The sequence below is a fragment of the Pannonibacter sp. Q-1 genome, assembly GCF_054073275.1.
In genome coordinates this window covers 198,902-215,684 of record NZ_JBSXNB010000008.1, presented here as the reverse complement: position 1 = coordinate 215,684, position 16,783 = coordinate 198,902, and the positions used below count along the sequence as shown (strand labels likewise).

Genomic DNA, 16,783 nt, shown 5'->3' with positions numbered 1-16,783 from the left:
CTCCAGCCGCAGCCTTTGGATGAATGAACGCGGTTCCAAGGAGAAGACGCAATGCTTGCATCTCTCGCCGCCACTGCCAGCCCGGCGGCTGGGCTTTCTCAGCGGGCACCGTCCAGGCCTCAGTCCATGACGATCATGGAGCAAAAGGGCGGGACGTCCAGCAATGTGGCGCAGGGCCGTCTCGACAAGCAGGATGCGAAGCTCCTGTCGATCGCCAAGGACGGGATTCTTGGTGAGTTCTCCGAGGAGTTCCTCAAGGAGGTCGAGGGCTCCCTGCAACTCGGCAACTCGCTGCAAGACGCCATGGCCAAGGCCAAGGACGACCAGCGTGCGGACAAGATCGCCCGATTGCAGCAGCGCATCGATGCCCTCAAGGAACGGCTGAAGTTTGCAAGCCCGGCGCAGGCCAAGGCCCTGATCCGCGAGTTGAAGAAACTGGGCCAGGATTTCAAGCTGGCCGCCCAGTCCCTGTCGGATGGCGGCAGCAAGGCGGTGGCCGGACAGGCCACGGCCGGTTCTTCCATCACCCTGTCTGCATCCTCTTCCGAAGCTTCTTACTCCGAAGCATCGGCTTCAGCTGTCCTGCTGGAGGGCTCTGCCGCATTGGAAGTGGCGTCCGTTCTGACGGGAAAGCCCATAGAACAGAGTGCTTCTGCGAAGGCGCAATCCGGCACGGCTGCTGCAACCGGCAAACCGGCGGAGCAGGCAGATGCAGCATCCGGGCAGGACGCTCCGGCCACGGACAAGACTTCCGGCCATGCCGCCGCTGGCCAGCAAGCCGCCGGGGAAGATTCTGCAGAAGATTCGGGAGAAGAGTCTGGCGCAGAACAGGAGCCCTCGGCCCGGCTTTTGCTGGAAGTGCGCGAGGCCATCGCCTCCTACAACAGCACGCAGGTGACGGTGAAGGCCTATGGCAGCGCCTATGACGGCAGCGCCCGCAAGCAGGCCGACTATGACAAGCTGCGCGACATGGAAAAGCAAATCGATCTTCTGGCGAAGCAGATCGAAGGCCTTGCCGACAAGAATGACAGGGAAGAGCGCAAGGAACTGGCCAAGGCCAAGCGCGAGATCGAGGAAGGCCGCAAGGCGCTGAACGAGTTCCGCGCGTCGCAGCTTCAAGAGCAGGGCATGCCGGGCGTTGAGGGAAGCGCGGGCGGCATTGCCAATCTCTTCCCCGGAATGGGCACACCTGCGGACAGCGCGATGCCGGCCGGAACGGTGGGCGTTTCGGTGTCCATCAACACGACGGCCGTCAACCTGTCGTCCACATCCGTCAGCCTTGTGCTGCAGACGGATGTGACGGTCTGAGGACGTGCCCTTAGACCAAGTCTGACGATGCTGACGCATCACGCCTTGAAAATGCTCAAACGCCGCACGGGCTTGACCAAACCTGGATGAGACATCTCATCAAGGTCTGGTCTTATTCGCCTGCGCCGGGGGCTGCGGCCTGACGGCCGAAGTCCGGCGCCGGGGTTTCCTGGCCGGCCTCGATGATCGAGCGGCGGATGCCGCGCGTGCGGGTGAACAGGTCGAACAGAGCCTGTCCGTCGCCCCAGCGGATGGCCCGCTGCAGGGCGGAGAGATCCTCCGAAAACCGCGACAGCATTTCAAGGATCGCATCCTTGTTGTGCAGGCACACGTCGCGCCACATGGTGGGGTCGGACGCAGCCAGACGGGTGAAGTCGCGGAAGCCGGAAGCGGAATATTTGATCACTTCCGACTTGGTGACCGTCTGGAGATCATCGGCGGTGCCGACGATGTTATAGGCGATGATATGCGGCAAGTGCGACACGATCGCGAGCACCAAGTCATGGTGCTGCGGGTCCATGGTGTCCACATTGGAGCCGCAGGCGGTCCAGAAGGCCGCGAGCTTTTCAATCGCCCCGGCATCCGTGTCCGGCATCGGCGTCAGAATGCACCAGCGGTTCTGGAACAGCGCGGCAAAGCCTGCATCCGGGCCGGAATGCTCCGTACCTGCAATCGGGTGGCCGGGGATGAAATGCACACCCTCCGGCACATGCGGGGCCATCTGCGACACGACCGAACCCTTGGTCGAGCCCACGTCCGTCAGGATCGCGCCCGGCTTCAGATGCGGCGCGATGGTTTTCGCCACCTCTTCCGAAGCGCCGACCGGCACGCTGACCACCACCAGATCCGCATCCTTCACCGCATCCGCTGCCGAGAGGCAGTATCGGTCCCCAAGCCCCAGCTCTTCCGCACGGGCCAGCGTCGGCGCCGAGCGGGTCGAGATGGTGATGGTCTCCGCCAGACCCTTTTCGCGGATGACGCGGGCGAGGGAGGAGCCGATGAGGCCGATGCCGATCAGGGCAACGCGCTGAAAATGGGGATCTGACATGTCTCGTCTGGTGTCTTCAAATGGGTTTGGCCCGGCTGCCGCTGGGGCTGGGCCGGGCCATCAGGGGCTTGGCGCTTTCAGCGCGCCATGAAACCGGCAAGAGCGGCAACCACCGCCTTGTTGGCTTCCTCGGTGCCGATGGACAGGCGCAGCGCGCCCGGCAGGCCGTAATTGGCGACCATCCGCAGGATCAGGCCATGCTCCGACAGATAGGCATCTGCATCGGCGGCGCGCTTGCCGTCCTCATCCGGGAAGTGGATGAGCAGGAAGTTGCCGACGCTGGGCGTGGTCTTGAGGCCGAGCTTTTCGATCTCCGCCGCCGTCCAGGCCATCCAAGTCTCGTTGTGGGCGATGGCTGCGTCCACGAAGGAACGGTCGCGGATCGCGGCAATGCCGGCCGCCATGGCCGGTCCCGAGACGTTGAAAGGCCCGCGGATGCGGTTCATGGCGTCGATCATCTCTGCCGGGCCGAAGCACCAGCCGAGGCGCAGATTGGCGAGGCCGTAGATCTTGGAGAAGGTGCGCGTCATGATGACATTGTTCGAGGTCGCCACCAGCTCGATGCCGCTCTCGTAGTCATTGCGCCGCACATATTCCGCATAGGCCGCGTCCAGCACCAGCACCACATGGGAGGGCAGGCCCGCGTGCAGGCGGCGCACCTCGTCAAAGGGAATGTAGGTGCCGGTCGGGTTGTTCGGGTTGGCGAGGAAGACCATCTTGGTCTTCTCCGTCACGCGGGCAAGGATCGCGTCCACATCCGTCGTCAGGTTCTTTTCCGGGGCGACAACGGGCGTTGCACCGGCAGCGCGGATGGCAATCGGATAGACGAGGAAGCCGAACTCGGAATAGATCGCCTCATCGCCCGGCGCCAGATAGGTGTTGGCGATGAGCGTCAGGATCTCGTCCGACCCGGCGCCGCAGATGATGCGCTCCGGGTTGATGCCCACCACCTCGCCGATGGCGTCACGCAGGGCCGTGGACGCGCCATCCGGATAAAGCTCCAGCTTGGAGGCGGCTTCCGCATAGGCCTTCTTTGCCGCTTCGCTGGCGCCCAGCGGGGATTCGTTCGAGGACAGCTTGTGCACCTTGCCGGTGCCCGAGGCCTTGGACTTGCCGGGAACATAAGGGGCAATGTCGAGAATGCCTGCGCGCGGTTGGGGGCGGGATTTGCTGGCGCTGTCCATGGAAGTTGTCTCTGTCTCTCGTGTGTTTGGCCGCTGTCTGTGAAAGGCCTGCGGGGCAGGATATCAGTCTTGGTCTTCGCTGAAATCGTCAAGCTCGTCCGCCTCGCCCTCATCGATGTCGATGGGAGCGGCATAGCCGCCGACAAAGCGCAGCACGTCCGGCTCGGCCCCGGCCTCTCGGCAGAGCGTCAGAACCTCGTCTTCGCTGATGTCGCCGGAGGCGGCCAGCAGGGCGTCAACGCCGTCAGCATGGCGGAAGAAACTCAGGATTTCGAGGCCCGAATCCATCAGGCTGCCGGGCAGAACGCCGCGCCAGCGGGCATCATAGACCGCCGTGTCCGGCGTGCCGGAACCCGGAATGGGACGGCTGATGACCATGGAAGCCAGATCCGCCGGGCGCTCCTCGGCCACAAAGAAGGGCAGGCGGGCGATGATCTGTGCCCCGTCCTGTCCCAGACCGCGCCACCAGGGCAGTTCAGCCCGCTCGGTCAGGGCGATGACGCCAAGGTCCGAATGGGAGGCGGCAACCGTGCCGACCACATCCGCCGGATCGCCTGCTGTTTCCATCTCCACGGCAAAGCCGAAGTAGAAGCGCGCGGCATCGCGCATGGCAGCAATGTCGGCGGATCCGTCCAGATGCACCTGAAACTCGCCCTGAAGGCGGGTGCAGGCAGTGATGATCTCGCGCCAAAGATGCTCGGCGCTGGTCAGCGGCAGGCTGCCTTCGTGGCGCTCGACCATGCGGCGCATCATGTCGGCTTCCCGGTCCGGGCGGAACATCACGCCGTCTGCGCCGCTGGCGCGCTTGGCCGCAACGATGCCGTCGATGACGCGCACCCGCTCCATCAGCAGACGGTGCAGCTCGGCGTCGAGCACGTCGATGCGCTGGCGCAGGCTGTCGAGAGCGGTGCCTTGGGTGTGGTCACTGGCCATGGGCGGGAAATGCCTTCCTGAAACATGCGATGCATTCGGCGATAGTCATAGGCAGCAAGCGGGCGGAAAGCAAAAGAAAACGTTGACACCATGGCCCCGCGAACCCTAGCTAACAACCCCTTGAAGATGGTGGCGCGCTGTTGCCGCAGCGAGGCTTCCGCCGCCCGGCAGGGCAGGCCTCTCTCGGGAAAATGGCGCGTGAGAACGGCCCTTGAAGCGGCCAGTGAAAACGGGATGATGCGTCCGGCATGACCGATACACCTCAGACTTCGATCCCGCAGGACGGTGCAGCTGCCGGTGCTGCCGCCGTGGCCGCGAGCCTTGCCGATCTGGAAAAGGCACAGCGCCGGGAAATCGACACGCCCAGCAGCCAGTGCCTGCGTTTCGGGCCGGATCAGGCGCTGCCGCTGGATGCCGGCGGCACGCTGGCCAACTGGCAGATCGCCTATGAAACTTACGGCACGCTCAATGCGGACCGCAGCAACGCCATTCTCATCTGCCACGCGCTGACCGGCGACCAGTATGTCGCCTCGCGCAATCCGGTGACCGGCAAGCCCGGCTGGTGGACGATGCTGGTGGGTCCCGGCAAGCCGGTGGATACGGATCGTTTCTTCGTCATCTGCGCCAATGTGCTGGGCGGCTGCATGGGCACCACGGGCCCGGCCTCCACCAATCCGGAAACCGGCCAGCCCTATGCGCTGACCATGCCGGTGGTGACCATCCGTGACATGGTGCGCGCGCAGGCGCGGCTGGTGGATCATCTGGGCATCGAAACCCTGTTTGCCGTGGTCGGCGGCTCCATGGGCGGCATGCAGGTGCTGCAATGGGCGGCGCTGTTCCCCGAGCGCGTGTTCTCCGCCGTGCCGATTGCCACCGGCGCGCGCCATTCTTCGCAGAACATCGCCTTCCACGAGGTGGGCCGTCAGGCCGTGATGGCAGATCCCGACTGGCGCGGCGGCAGCTACCTTGCCGATGGCACCCGCCCGAGCAAGGGGCTCGCCGTGGCGCGCATGGCCGCGCATATCACCTACATGTCCGACATGTCGCTGCATCAGAAATTCGGCCGCAACCTGCAGGACCGTGAGGCTTTGACCTTCGGCTTCGATGCGGATTTCCAGATCGAAAGCTACCTGCGCCATCAGGGCATGACCTTTGTCGACCGGTTCGATGCCAATTCCTATCTCTATGTGACGAGGGCGATGGACTACTTCGATCTGGCGGCGGAACATGACGGAGCCCTGAGCAAGGCCTTCCTGCATACGCCGACCCGCTTCTGCGTCATGTCCTTCACCTCGGACTGGCTGTTCCCGACATCGGAAAGCAAGGCGGTGGTGCGGGCGCTGAATGCGGCTGCGGCCAACGTCTCCTTCGTGGAGATCAGCAGCGATCGCGGCCATGATGCCTTCCTGCTGGATGAGCCGGAAATGTTCCGCACCGTGCGCGGCTTCCTGACGGGAGCAGCAGCGGCACGTGGCATTGCCGGACCGGGAGGAGCGTAAGATGGCAAACGGCAACACGGGCGGAACACTGAACCAGCCGCGCGGCGATCACCTCGTAATGTGCGACCTTGTGCCCGAGGGCGCGCGGGTGCTGGACGTGGGCTGTGAGGATGGGGCGCTGCTGCAGCTCCTGGCCGAGCGGCGGCGTGTCGACGGGCGCGGAATGGAATTGTCGCAGGGCGGCGTGAACAAGGCCGTGGCACGCGGGCTGTCCGTGGTGCAGGGCGATGCCGACACGGATCTTGCTGACTATCCGGACAATGCCTTCGATGTGGTGATCCTCAGCCAGACGCTGCAGGCCACCCGCGATCCGAAGGGCGTGATGGAGCAACTGCTGCGCATCGGCGGGCAGGTGGTCGTCTCGATCCCGAATTTTGCCTATTGGCGCAACCGCATGCAGCTTCTGCTGCGCGGGCGCATGCCGGTGACCAAGTATCTGTCCTACCAGTGGTATGACACGCCCAACATCCACTTCTGTTCCATCCGCGACTTCGTGGCGCTGGTGGAAGAGATGGATGCCACGGTGGTGAAGGCCGTTGCGCTCGACGGGCAGGGCGCGCGCATCACCTTCAATGCGCCCTGGTGGCTGTGGAATCTGGTGGGCGAGCAGGCGGTGTTCCTGCTGCGCCGCTGAGCTTCAGCGGGTGCGCGGCGGCGTTCTGTCGCGCCGGTTCGGATTGAGGCCGGGGGTGACACCGGCCTCCGGCACGAAGACGGGTCTCAGCACCCTGAGCACGCTGCGTTTGCCGCCATCGGCCTGGGCAGGCTTGTAGAGCCGTTTCTGCGCCTCGATCACCAGAAGACCTGCAAAGGCCGGCCAGAGCGCGCGGCCCACGGTTTCCCAGGTGCGGGCCGAGCGCAGGATGACCTTCGACTTCACCGGGGGAATGTAGAGCGTTTCTTCCCTCGAGATCACGTCGAACTGGCAGCTCTGCAGCAGCGCCTGGATCTGGCTCTTGGAGAAAGGGCGGCCATAGCCGAAGGGCGAGGTTTCCGCCCGTGCCCAGACACCGCGCCGGTTCGGCACGATGACGATCAGCTTGCCGCCCGGCACCAGCACACGCCAGGCCTCGCGCAGCAGGGCGGCAGGATCGCCCGCCATGTCCAGCGCATGCACCATGATGGCGCGCTGGAAGAAACTGTCGGAAAAGGGCAGCTGATCCGCTTCCACCAGAACCGAGGCATTGGCCCGCTCGCGCGGCCAGTGGACGACGCCCTGCGCCGCCGGCATGGCCGCCACACAGCGCTCCGCCTCATCCATGTAAGGGCGCAGGAACGGTCCCGCATAGCCGATGCCAAGCAGGCTTTCGCCTTTCGCGCTGGGCCAGAGAGAGCGCACGCGCGCGCCGATGAGGCTGCGCAGCAGGCGGCCAAGCGGCAGGTCGTAAAAGGTTCTGAGATCAGCAACGTCGAGATACATGGCCTGCCCGGTTCAATTCGGCGCGATTGAACCTTGCCTTGACCCAAGACGCAAGGGCTGATGACCCGATCGCCCTTGCCCCTGCCTGCGGCATTTGCCACTCTGCAGGCCGGATTCATCAACGGGAGAGACAAGATGGCGCGGCTTCAGATCAGGCAGTTTCCCTGCCTGTCCGACAATTACGGTGTGCTGGCACGCGATCCGGAGAGCGGATCGGTGATCGCCATCGATGTGCCGGACGCCGCGCCTTATCTGGCGGAACTGGCCGAAACCGGCTGGCGCCTCACGCATATTCTCATCACCCATCATCACTGGGACCATGTGCAGGGGCTGGTGCCGCTGAAGGAAGCCACGGGCGCGCGGGTCATCGGCCCCGGCCTGTCGCGCGACAAGATTTCCGGCCTCGATGAAGTGGTGGAAGACGGCGACATCTTCCACATCGCCGAGCTGAAGGTGGAAGCCATCTCGACGCCGGGCCATACGCTGGACCAGATCTCCTGGTGGTTCGAACAGGCGGGGGTCATCCACACGGGCGACACCCTGTTCTCGCTGGGCTGCGGGCGCGTCTTCGAGGGCGACATGGAAATGATGTGGGCCTCGCTCGACAAGCTGAACCGCCGCCTGCCGGATGATGCGGTTGTCTACTGCGGCCACGAGTATACTCTGTCCAATGCCCGTTTCGCGCTGAGTGTTGATCCGGATAACGCTGCGCTCAAGGAAAGGGTAGCAGAGGTGGAGCGGCTGCGGGCGGAGCATATGGCCACCCTGCCCACCACGATGGGGCGGGAGCGGGCCACCAATCCGTTCCTGCGGGCGGGTGATCCGGCCCTCGCCGCAGCCCTCGGCATGGCAGGGGCCAGCCCTGCCGAAGTCTTCGCGGAACTGCGGGGACGCAAGGACAGGTTCTGAGCCATGAGACCGCTGACCGGATTCACTGCCGCCGAAATCATCGAAACGCTGGGCATGCAGCCGCATCCCGAGGGCGGCTATTATGCCGAGACCTTCCGCGATCCGGTCTGCGATGCATCAGGCCGCCCGGCCTCGACGGCGATCTATTTCCTGCTGCCGGAGGGCGTCTTGTCGCGCTGGCACAAGGTGGATGCGGTGGAGGTGTGGCACTGGTACGGCGGCGCGCCGCTGGAGCTTCTGATCAGTGACGGAGAAGGGCCGGTTGAGCTTGTGACCCTCGGGTCCGATCTGGCCGCCGGGCAGCGCCCGCAGGCGGTGGTGCCGCGCCACGCCTGGCAGCAGGCGCAAAGCCTCGGTGACTTCACCCTCGTGGGCTGCACGGTCGCCCCCGGCTTCACCTTCGACGGCTTCGAAATGGCCCCGGAAGGCTGGCAGCCGTGAGGGGGGATGGGGGGGAATTAAGACCCTTCCGTGCTGTTTCAAACCCCTCCATCGTCATCCCGGACGCGCCCTGCGCGATCCGGGACCGGTGAGCCAAGGTCTGCCGGCTCTGGCTCTTGGGACAACCAACTTACACCTCTGCTCACCGGTCCCGGATCTCCGCTGCGCTTCGTCCGGGATGACGATTGAGGGGTGGAAAATCAGGCGTTGCCCGGCTCACACGCCCGCTTCAAAGGCCTCGACCAGATCGATGATCTGCGAGCCGTAGCGGTCGAGTTTCGACTGGCCGACACCGGAGACGGCGAGAAGGGCATGGGAGGTCACGGGCCGGGCGATGGCGATGCCGGCAAGGGTCGCGTCCGGAAACACCACATAGGGCGGTACTTCGTTTTCCCGGGCGATCTGGGTGCGCAGACGGCGCAGACGTTCAAACAGCAGCCGGTCTTCCGGATCAAGATCATCGGCCAGGCTGGCCGACCGTTCCCCGCGCGAGGCTCTGAGGCTGGCGGCGGCGCGGTCGCGGCGCAGCAGCACCTTGCGCTCGTTGCGGAACACGGCGCGGCATTCGTCCGTCAGCACCAGCGCGCCGTAGTTGGCATGATCGACGCCGACGAGGCCCATGGCCACCAGTTGGCGCGCCACCGATTGCCAGGTCTTCGGCGAGAACTCCTTGCCGATGCCATAGACCGACAGCTTGTCGTGGCCGAAGCGTGAGATCTTGTCGTTTTCCTTGCCCAGCAGCACATCGATCACATGGCCCGCGCCAAAGCGCTGGCCGGTGCGGTAGATGGCGGAGAGGAACTTGGCGGCAGCTTCCGTTCCGTCCCAGGTTTCCACCGGTGACAGGCAGGTGTCGCAGTTGCCGCAAGGCTTGGGATAGGTCTCGCCGAAATGGGCCAGCAGCGCCTGACGGCGGCATCCGGCGGTCTCGCAGATGCCGACAAGGGCGTTGAGCTTGGCGGTTTCTGCCCGCTTCACCTCTTCCGGCGCTTCGCCTTCGGCAATCATGCGCCGGCGCTGCACCATGTCGGCCATGCCATAGGCCATCCACGCCTCGGCCGGTGCGCCATCACGGCCGGCACGTCCGGTTTCCTGATAATAGGCCTCGACGGAAGACGGCAGGTCGAGATGGGCGACGAAACGCACATCCGGCTTGTCGATGCCCATGCCGAAAGCAACGGTCGCCACCAGCACGAGGTTTTCCTCCAGCAGGAAAGCGTCCTGATTGGCCTCGCGGATCTCCCGGTCGAGCCCGGCGTGATAGGGCAGGGCGCGGATGCCCTTCTCCGTCAGCCAATTGGCGATGTCCTCCACCTTGGCGCGGGACAGGCAATAGACGATGCCGCTCTCGCCCTTGTGGCGCTTGAGGAAATCCAGCAGCTGCTGGCGCTGGTTCACCCGCTCGACGATCTCGTAGCGGATGTTGGGCCGGTCGAAGGAGGTGGTGAAGACCTGCGCCGTCTCCAGCTTCAGGCGGACGCGGATGTCCTCCTGCGTATGCGGATCGGCGGTGGCGGTCAGGGCCACGCGCGGCACACCGGGATAACGGTCCGCAAGGCTGGCCAGCTGCAGATATTCGGGCCGGAAATCATGCCCCCACTGGCTGACGCAATGGGCCTCGTCGATGGCAAAGAGCGAGATGGCCGCACCATCCAGGAGGCGGGAGAAACCGGCCGTCGCCACCCGTTCGGGTGTGACATAGAGGAAGTCGAGCGTGCCGTTGCGCAGCTCTGCGGCAATGCGCGCCTGCTCTTCCGGCGGAACGGAGGAATTGAGCGCGGCAGCGCGCACGCCCGCGCCCGTCAGCGCACCCACCTGATCCTTCATCAGCGCAATGAGGGGAGAGATCACCACGCCCGTGCCGGGGCGGCAGAGGGCGGGGATCTGGAAGCACATGGATTTGCCCGCGCCTGTGGGGAACAGCACCACCGCATCGTCCCCGGCGATCAGCGTGTCCACCACCTCGCGCTGGCGGCCGCGGAAACTGGGGTAGCCGAACACATCCGCCAGAACCTGTGCAGGATCCTTCGCTGCGGGCCTTGCGGTGCCCTCAGACGCTGCTGTGTACTCTGTCCCGGCGAGACGAGGCTGTGCTTGCGGCATGAACAGGTGATTCCTTCGTCGCCGCACCATCCCCTATTCGCCCGCCCCGGGCAATGTCAGCCTGTGGATGACCTGTGCAAGACCGCGAGGTTTTTTGCAGCGGGAGGGGCTTCACAGGCTGAACCGCGCATCCGGATCCTGCGCCAGGGTCTCGGCGCAGTGGATGCGGAGTTTGTTGGTGACTTCGGCAAGGTCGCCGTCCAGCTGGCCGGGTGCCAGCGGCTCGCCCACGTGGAAGCGGAAGTGCGCGCCCTTCTTGTTCAGAAGCTCGTTGAAGACGGTCATGTCGCGCAGCTCGATCGAGACCTTTGCGAGGAAGTAGAACAGGCGGGAGTTGCGCGCGCCCATGTGAATGGGAATGACCGGCACCTGATGGCGGCGGGCCAGAGCCAGTGCCGACGTCATCCACGGCCGCTCCGTCAGCTTGCCATCCTTCATGTAGGCAAGGCGGCCGGAGGGGAACAGCACCACGGCGCGGTTGCGCTCGAAGGCGGAGGCGGCGTTCTTCAGGGTTTCACGCGTTTTTTCGCGGGTCTTGAAGCCTGCGCGCCATTCCACCGGCACGATCATGTCGGCAAGGCGCGGATTGACGCGCACCGCATCCCGGTTGGCGAAGATGGAAATGTCCCTGCGGCGGCTCTTCACCGCGTCATAGAGCGCCACACCATCAGCGATGCCTGTCGGGTGGTTGGAGACGAGGATACAGGGCCCTTCTGCCGGAATGCGGTCCAGTCCCTCAACGGTCAGCTTCACCTGCAACAGATTGGACAGATAAACGAAGACCTCTTCCGCCGGCAGGTTGGAGATGGCGTCTGCCATTTCCAGCGCATCGAAATAGCGCAGCATGCGGTAGGCGAGGGGCCGGAACAGCGGCCACCACGGGGCGGCCATCACGTGCTTGCCCCGTTCGGCAATCAGCACATCGACGATATGGCGGGCGGAGCCGCTGGTCTCATCTGTGTGGCTCTGTGTCAGGAGGGCCGAATCAGGGTGCTGGAAACGCGGCACGGGCACAATCCTCAAGGCGGGCGAAATATGCCCTTAATGGCCTGATGGTTACAGATCCAGACGGCAACCTGCAATGGCCATGAACCGTCAGCCTCGCAGAGCCCTGTGACAGCATTCTGTCACAAAGCGGGCATTTTTTGTCGCGGTGGGCGCCCGTCCGCCCATCAGCTCCAGACGGGACTGGTGAAGATGGCAACTGCACAGGCTGTTGCCGCAATCCATACGAGCGAGCGCAGGGTGGCCTTGTCCATCCAGTAACAAAGCACATAAAGGACGCGCAGCCCGATGAAGGCCGCCGCCAGCACATCGATCCAGAACGGGTCGCCGCCCTGCTGATAAGCCACGAGTACGGCAACGGCAAAGAGTGGAAAGGCCTCGAAGCCATTGGCTTGCGCGCCTTGCGCCCGTGCCCTGAAGCCTTCTGCCCAGAAGGCCGGGTCACGCGGGCGGGCATTGCTGAAGTCTCTGGTGAGCTTGGCGGGAAACACCGACAGGATGGGCAGGAATGCGGCAACGAGCACGCACCAGATTGCGACGGGCATGGGATGATCCTTTTGGCGTTTGCTGGAATTTCTGTGTGGAGAGGTAACGTTTTAAGCGGCCCGGTCAATCTCTCAAGGTGTCACGCAGCACATCGCCAATGAACCCGGCGAAGGCGCGAACCTTGGCCGGGACGTGGCGGCGCGAGGGATAGACGGCGTTGATCGTTACCTCGCTCATGCCCCACTCCGGCAGCAGCCGGACAAGCGTTCCCGCTGCCAGGTCCGCCGCCACATAGGCCTGCGGAATGAGGCTGAGGCCGAAGCCGGCGCGCAGGGCATCCATGACGGCTAGGCTGGAGGAAACCTTGTAGCGCCCGGCCACCCGCTGCCGGTGCTCCTTGCCATTGCGGAAGAAGGTCCATTCGTCCGCGTGGCCGGACAAGGTGAAACGGATGCACTCGTGCCGGGCAAGGTCGGCAGGCTCTTGCGGCGTGCCGGCGCGGGCAAGGTATGCGGGCGAAGCGCAGAGAACGTGTTTCAGCGCCCCGAGCCTCTTGACGATCAGCTCCCGGTCCTCATCCCGGCGTCCGCCGCGCAGGGCCATGTCAAAGCCGTCTCGGACAAGGTCCACGCGCCGGTCGTCCAGGTCAAGGTCGAGCGAGACTTTCGGGTAGCGTGCCAGAAACTCCGGGATGCGGCTGGTGATGAGGACAAGGCTGGATGTCATGGGCGCACTCACTCGCAGCAGGCCAGAAGGTTCTGAACTGAGATTGCCGACAGACTGCTGCGCCTCTTCCAGATCCTCCAGCACCCGGCGGATCTGGTCGAGATAGAGCGTGCCCGCCTCCGTCAGGCTGAGGCGGCGGGTGGTGCGGTGGAAGAGCCTTGCGCCAAGATCGCCCTCCAGCTCCGACATGGCCTTGCTGACGGCGGCCGGAGACAGGCCGTGGCTGCGCGCAGCGGCGGCAAAGCTGCCGAGTGTGGCAATGCTGCGGAACAGGCGGAGGCGGAGAATGCCATCCATTGATTATTCACTTCAGGTTACGGATGAATGGTTCAACTTGCATATTATCATCTTCTGCCGGGTGAATTACCACTGATCTCCAGCGGCGGCCATCCCGGGCCGGGCCGCTCTGCACTGGACCTGACATGATTTCCCGCCTGAACTCACGCCTGAACGCCCACATGACGCTGCTCCTCACCGCGCTTGCCCCGGCCATCTGGGGCAGCAGCTATATCGTCATCACCGAGATGCTGCCGCTGGACCGGCCCCTGACGCTGGCGCTGCTCAGGGCGCTGCCCGCGGCTCTTCTTCTGCTGCTGATCGTCCGGCAGCTGCCGCGCGGGCGCTGGATCTTCCGGGTGCTGGTGCTGGGGGCGCTCAACTTCTCCATCTTCTGGGCGCTGATGAATGTGGGGGCCTACCGCTTGCCAGGCGGTGTGGCGGCAACGCTGGGGGCTATGCAGCCGCTCATCGTGCTGGTGCTGGCGCGTTTTCTGCTCAACGGGCGGCTGACATGGCTGGCCGTGCTGGCGGGTGTTGCCGGGGTTATCGGCGTCGGCATGCTGATGCTGAAGCCTGCGGCGGCGCTCGACCCCATCGGCCTTCTGGCGGCAGGCGCCGCCGCGGTCTCCATGGCGCTGGGCACGGTGATGACCCGCTACTGGAAGCCGGAGGTGAGCCCGCTCACCCTGACCGCCTGGCAGCTGGCCGCCGGTGCCCTGCTGCTTGCTCCTGCAGCGCTCCTGACGGAACCTGCATTGCCGCCGCTGACGGGCTGGAACATTGCGGGCTTTGCCTACATGACCTTCATTGGCGCAGGCCTGACCTATCTTCTGTGGTTCCGGGGCATTGGGCTGCTTGGCCCTTCGGCAATCGCGCCGCTGGGCCTGCTCAGCCCATTGATGGCGGTAATCCTCGGCTGGGCCATTCTGGATCAGACCCTCAGCGCGGTGCAGATCGCAGGGATGGTTCTGGTGCTGGGCAGCGTTCTCGTTGGCCAGCATGCCGGGCAGCTGGCCCAGCGGCGTCCGGTTTCCCGTCCTGAGGGTACGCCTGCAGGCAAGCCGGGCTGAGGGTCAGCCCGGCAGCTGGCTTTCGCGGCTGGTGCGGGAGATCCGGGCCTCCTCATGCAGCCAGGTGCGGAAGGCGGCGACGACCGGGCGCAAGGTCCGGTCCTGCGGATAGACGAAGTGATAGGCGGTCTTCTGGTCCAGCGGCTGGCCGAACAGGCGCACCAGACGGCCGCTCGCCAGTTCCTCGTCGATGAAAAGCCGGGGCATCAGCGCCACGCCCAGATGATGGGCGGCGGCTTCCGCGATCATGCCGAACTGCTCGAAGCGTGGGCCCTGATAGGCGCTGTCCGTCTCCACCCCCATGGCGGCGAACCAGTCGCGCCAGGCCATGGGCCGCGTGGAGAGCTGGAGGCGCGGCACCTTCAGCAGGTCACGCGGCTCGCTGATCATGTGCCGGTCGCGAAAGGCGCGCGAGGCCACGACCACGGATTCTTCGGGAAACAGCGGCTCGACAATGGCCCCCGCCCAGATCGGATCGCCGTGGTGGATCGCGCCGTCGAAGGGCTCTTCCGTAAAGTCGAAAGGCCGCAGCCGGATGGAGAAATTGAGCGCCGCCTTTGGCGTGCGCCGCAGGAATTCGGCCAGGCGCGGGGCAAGCCAGCGGGCCCCGAAGGTGGGCAGAACCGCCAGATTGAGCACATCGGCGCTGCCGGCAAAGGACATGACCTGCCGTGTGGCATCGCCCAGCTGGTCCAGTGCGCCCCGGACTTCATGCAGGTAAAGCCGCCCAGCATCGGTCAGCACCACACGCTGGCGGATGCGCGCAAACAGCGGCACGCCCAGCCGCTGCTCCAGATGGCGGATCTGCTTGGAAATCGCGCCCTGCGTCAGATGCAGCTCTTCCGCCGCGCGGGTGAAGCTCTCATGCCGGGCGGCGCATTCGAAGGCGATGAGAGCATCGGCGGGCGGCAGAAAGGCGCGTTTGACCATCAGGTTCATTCCACTGGCTCATGACTTGCGGAGAACTTATCTCTTCCCGTGTCTTCTGTCAGCAGGCATAGTCCGCGCAATTCCGGCGTTTACCCCGGCTTCGGGCGGGATGCTGATGACTGATACATGAGACGGAGGAATGTGATGGCGGCTCTCAAGTCCGATCCCACCGGTGGCGGCACCTTTGCCTGGGACGATCCCTTTCTGTTGCGCGAACAGCTGAGCGAGGACGAGATCCTCATCATGGAAACCGCCCGCGCCTATGCGCAGGACAAGCTGCAGCCGCGCGTGCTGGAAGCCTATGCCCATGAGAAGACGGACCGCGAGATCTTCAACGAGATGGGCGAACTCGGCCTGCTCGGCGTCACCCTGCCGGAAGAATATGGCTGCGCCGGTGCATCCTACGTTTCCTACGGTCTCGTTGCCCGCGAGATCGAGCGCGTCGACAGCGGCTACCGCTCGATGAACTCGGTGCAGTCCTCGCTGGTGATGTACCCGATCTATGCCTATGGCTCGGAAGAGCAGCGCAAGAAGTATCTGCCCAAGCTCGCGTCCGGTGAGTTCGTCGGTTGCTTCGGCCTGACCGAGCCGGATGCAGGGTCTGATCCGGCCGGCATGCGCACCCGCGCCGAAAAGATCGACGGCGGCTACCGGCTCAAGGGCTCCAAGATGTGGATCTCCAACTCGCCGATCGCCGATGTGTTTGTGGTCTGGGTCAAGTCCGAAGCCCATGACGGGGCCATCCGCGGCTTTGTGCTGGAGAAGGGCATGAAGGGGCTGTCCGCGCCGAAGATCGGCGGCAAGCTGTCCCTGCGCGCGTCCATCACTGGCGAAATCGTCATGGACGGGGTGGAAGTCTCCGAAGACGCACTGCTGCCGAATGTCTCCGGCCTCAAGGGGCCGTTCGGCTGCCTCAACCGGGCCCGCTACGGCATTTCCTGGGGTGCGATGGGGGCTGCGGAAGACTGCTGGCACCGCGCCCGTCAGTATGGCCTCGACCGCAAGCAGTTCGGCCGTCCGCTGGCCCAGACGCAGCTGTTCCAGAAGAAGCTCGCCGACATGCAGACGGAAATCTCCCTCGGCCTGCTGGGCTCGCTGCGGGTCGGGCGTCTGTTTGACGAGGGCAAGGTGGCGCCGGAGATGATCTCCATCATCAAGCGCAACAACTGCGGCAAGGCGCTGGATATCGCCCGTCAGGCCCGCGACATGCACGGCGGCAACGGCATTCAGGAAGAATATCACGTGATGCGTCACGCGCAGAACCTGGAAACCGTCAATACCTATGAAGGCACGCATGATGTGCATGCCCTCATCCTGGGCCGCGCCCAGACCGGTCTTCAGGCATTCTTCTGAGAACGGCCGGCGTATAGCGGCATTGCCTGTGCCGCTTGCCTCATTCCGGCCGGACGGCCCTGTGTTCTGGTCCCCACCACCGGAACCCG

At 64.8% G+C, this 16,783-nt stretch carries 16 protein-coding genes; 7 read left to right on the top strand and 9 right to left on the bottom strand.

Annotated elements, in window-relative coordinates; genetic code table 11:
• Positions 1 to 126 precede the first annotated feature (126 nt).
• Positions 127 to 1,308 carry a hypothetical protein gene (locus tag ACVNHC_RS20935; RefSeq protein ID WP_457169235.1) on the top strand — a complete coding sequence of 394 codons (1,182 nt, stop codon included), beginning with the start codon at positions 127 to 129 and terminating at the stop codon, positions 1,306 to 1,308.
• Positions 1,309 to 1,420: 112 nt separating this feature from the next.
• On the opposite strand, the gene ACVNHC_RS20930 is transcribed toward ACVNHC_RS20935, so the two are convergent.
• The 3 genes from ACVNHC_RS20930 to pheA all read right to left on the bottom strand — a co-directional run bounded on the left by ACVNHC_RS20930 (position 1,421) and on the right by pheA (position 4,473).
• Positions 1,421 to 2,356, bottom strand: a complete 936-nt coding sequence (locus ACVNHC_RS20930) for a prephenate/arogenate dehydrogenase family protein (RefSeq protein ID WP_050473869.1) — start codon at positions 2,354 to 2,356, stop codon at positions 1,421 to 1,423.
• Between the two features lie 77 nt (positions 2,357 to 2,433).
• Entirely contained in the window at positions 2,434 to 3,540 is a 1,107-nt protein-coding gene (gene hisC / locus ACVNHC_RS20925; RefSeq protein WP_457169233.1) for a histidinol-phosphate transaminase, read from the bottom strand.
• 63 nt (positions 3,541 to 3,603) lie between these two features.
• Positions 3,604 to 4,473, bottom strand: coding sequence for a chorismate mutase (gene pheA, locus ACVNHC_RS20920; RefSeq protein WP_058898538.1), 870 nt, complete (start codon positions 4,471 to 4,473; stop codon positions 3,604 to 3,606).
• Positions 4,474 to 4,721: 248 nt separating this feature from the next.
• On the opposite strand from pheA, the gene metX reads away from it, so the two are divergent.
• Both metX and metW read left to right on the top strand, forming a co-directional pair.
• Positions 4,722 to 5,972, top strand: coding sequence for a homoserine O-acetyltransferase MetX (metX, locus tag ACVNHC_RS20915; RefSeq protein ID WP_457169230.1), 1,251 nt, complete (start codon positions 4,722 to 4,724; stop codon positions 5,970 to 5,972).
• 1 nt (position 5,973) lies between these two features.
• Positions 5,974 to 6,606, top strand: a complete 633-nt coding sequence (gene metW / locus ACVNHC_RS20910; protein ID WP_058898539.1) for a methionine biosynthesis protein MetW — start codon at positions 5,974 to 5,976, stop codon at positions 6,604 to 6,606.
• Positions 6,607 to 6,609: 3 nt separating this feature from the next.
• On the opposite strand, the gene ACVNHC_RS20905 is transcribed toward metW, so the two are convergent.
• Entirely contained in the window at positions 6,610 to 7,392 is a 783-nt protein-coding gene (locus tag ACVNHC_RS20905) for a class I SAM-dependent methyltransferase (RefSeq protein ID WP_055455823.1), read from the bottom strand.
• Positions 7,393 to 7,527: 135 nt separating this feature from the next.
• On the opposite strand from ACVNHC_RS20905, the gene gloB reads away from it, so the two are divergent.
• Together gloB and ACVNHC_RS20895 are read left to right on the top strand one after the other, a co-directional pair.
• Positions 7,528 to 8,301, top strand: a complete 774-nt coding sequence (gloB, locus tag ACVNHC_RS20900; RefSeq protein ID WP_163001455.1) for a hydroxyacylglutathione hydrolase — start codon at positions 7,528 to 7,530, stop codon at positions 8,299 to 8,301.
• 3 nt (positions 8,302 to 8,304) lie between these two features.
• Positions 8,305 to 8,742, top strand: coding sequence for a cupin domain-containing protein (locus ACVNHC_RS20895; protein WP_457169227.1), 438 nt, complete (start codon positions 8,305 to 8,307; stop codon positions 8,740 to 8,742).
• A gap of 216 nt (positions 8,743 to 8,958) precedes the next feature.
• Here the strand turns inward: ACVNHC_RS20895 and recQ are convergent, their stop codons facing one another.
• The 4 genes from recQ to ACVNHC_RS20875 all read right to left on the bottom strand — a co-directional run bounded on the left by recQ (position 8,959) and on the right by ACVNHC_RS20875 (position 13,359).
• The gene (recQ, locus tag ACVNHC_RS20890) at positions 8,959 to 10,845 is read right to left on the bottom strand and encodes a DNA helicase RecQ (protein WP_457169225.1); all 1,887 of its coding nucleotides are present in this window, start codon (positions 10,843 to 10,845) and stop codon (positions 8,959 to 8,961) included.
• Positions 10,846 to 10,956: 111 nt separating this feature from the next.
• On the bottom strand, positions 10,957 to 11,853 hold the full coding sequence (locus ACVNHC_RS20885) for a GNAT family N-acetyltransferase (protein WP_122522758.1): 897 nt from the start codon (positions 11,851 to 11,853) through the stop codon (positions 10,957 to 10,959).
• 164 nt (positions 11,854 to 12,017) lie between these two features.
• Positions 12,018 to 12,395, bottom strand: coding sequence for an MAPEG family protein (locus ACVNHC_RS20880; protein ID WP_374629086.1), 378 nt, complete (start codon positions 12,393 to 12,395; stop codon positions 12,018 to 12,020).
• A 64-nt stretch (positions 12,396 to 12,459) separates the two neighbouring features.
• A complete protein-coding gene (locus ACVNHC_RS20875; protein WP_094463641.1) occupies positions 12,460 to 13,359 on the bottom strand; it encodes a LysR family transcriptional regulator in 900 nt (299 codons plus the stop codon).
• Between the two features lie 125 nt (positions 13,360 to 13,484).
• On the opposite strand from ACVNHC_RS20875, the gene ACVNHC_RS20870 reads away from it, so the two are divergent.
• Positions 13,485 to 14,411: a DMT family transporter gene (locus tag ACVNHC_RS20870; protein ID WP_457169222.1), complete on the top strand. Its 927-nt coding sequence runs from the start codon at positions 13,485 to 13,487 to the stop codon at positions 14,409 to 14,411.
• 3 nt (positions 14,412 to 14,414) lie between these two features.
• On the opposite strand, the gene ACVNHC_RS20865 is transcribed toward ACVNHC_RS20870, so the two are convergent.
• Complete coding sequence (locus ACVNHC_RS20865) at positions 14,415 to 15,350, bottom strand: LysR substrate-binding domain-containing protein (protein ID WP_457169220.1); 936 nt, start codon at positions 15,348 to 15,350, stop codon at positions 14,415 to 14,417.
• Positions 15,351 to 15,485: 135 nt separating this feature from the next.
• Here ACVNHC_RS20865 and ACVNHC_RS20860 point away from each other — a divergent pair, with 135 nt between their 5' ends.
• Positions 15,486 to 16,694, top strand: coding sequence for an acyl-CoA dehydrogenase (locus ACVNHC_RS20860; protein WP_457169218.1), 1,209 nt, complete (start codon positions 15,486 to 15,488; stop codon positions 16,692 to 16,694).
• Positions 16,695 to 16,783: the final 89 nt, after the last annotated feature.

What these genes read in the sequence shown, in the direction of transcription:
- ACVNHC_RS20895 (WP_457169227.1), top strand. Translation starts at nt 8,305, where the DNA reads ATGAGACCGCTGACCGGATTCACTGCCGCCGAAATCATCGAAACGCTG.
- gloB (WP_163001455.1), top strand. Translation starts at nt 7,528, where the DNA reads ATGGCGCGGCTTCAGATCAGGCAGTTTCCCTGCCTGTCCGACAATTAC.
- metX (WP_457169230.1), top strand. Translation starts at nt 4,722, where the DNA reads ATGACCGATACACCTCAGACTTCGATCCCGCAGGACGGTGCAGCTGCC.
- ACVNHC_RS20905 (WP_055455823.1), bottom strand. Translation starts at nt 7,392, where the DNA reads ATGTATCTCGACGTTGCTGATCTCAGAACCTTTTACGACCTGCCGCTT.
- ACVNHC_RS20875 (WP_094463641.1), bottom strand. Translation starts at nt 13,359, where the DNA reads ATGGATGGCATTCTCCGCCTCCGCCTGTTCCGCAGCATTGCCACACTC.
- metW (WP_058898539.1), top strand. Translation starts at nt 5,974, where the DNA reads ATGGCAAACGGCAACACGGGCGGAACACTGAACCAGCCGCGCGGCGAT.
- hisC (WP_457169233.1), bottom strand. Translation starts at nt 3,540, where the DNA reads ATGGACAGCGCCAGCAAATCCCGCCCCCAACCGCGCGCAGGCATTCTC.
- recQ (WP_457169225.1), bottom strand. Translation starts at nt 10,845, where the DNA reads ATGCCGCAAGCACAGCCTCGTCTCGCCGGGACAGAGTACACAGCAGCG.
- ACVNHC_RS20930 (WP_050473869.1), bottom strand. Translation starts at nt 2,356, where the DNA reads ATGTCAGATCCCCATTTTCAGCGCGTTGCCCTGATCGGCATCGGCCTC.
- ACVNHC_RS20865 (WP_457169220.1), bottom strand. Translation starts at nt 15,350, where the DNA reads ATGAACCTGATGGTCAAACGCGCCTTTCTGCCGCCCGCCGATGCTCTC.
- ACVNHC_RS20870 (WP_457169222.1), top strand. Translation starts at nt 13,485, where the DNA reads ATGATTTCCCGCCTGAACTCACGCCTGAACGCCCACATGACGCTGCTC.
- ACVNHC_RS20880 (WP_374629086.1), bottom strand. Translation starts at nt 12,395, where the DNA reads ATGCCCGTCGCAATCTGGTGCGTGCTCGTTGCCGCATTCCTGCCCATC.
- pheA (WP_058898538.1), bottom strand. Translation starts at nt 4,473, where the DNA reads ATGGCCAGTGACCACACCCAAGGCACCGCTCTCGACAGCCTGCGCCAG.
- ACVNHC_RS20860 (WP_457169218.1), top strand. Translation starts at nt 15,486, where the DNA reads ATGGCGGCTCTCAAGTCCGATCCCACCGGTGGCGGCACCTTTGCCTGG.
- ACVNHC_RS20935 (WP_457169235.1), top strand. Translation starts at nt 127, where the DNA reads ATGACGATCATGGAGCAAAAGGGCGGGACGTCCAGCAATGTGGCGCAG.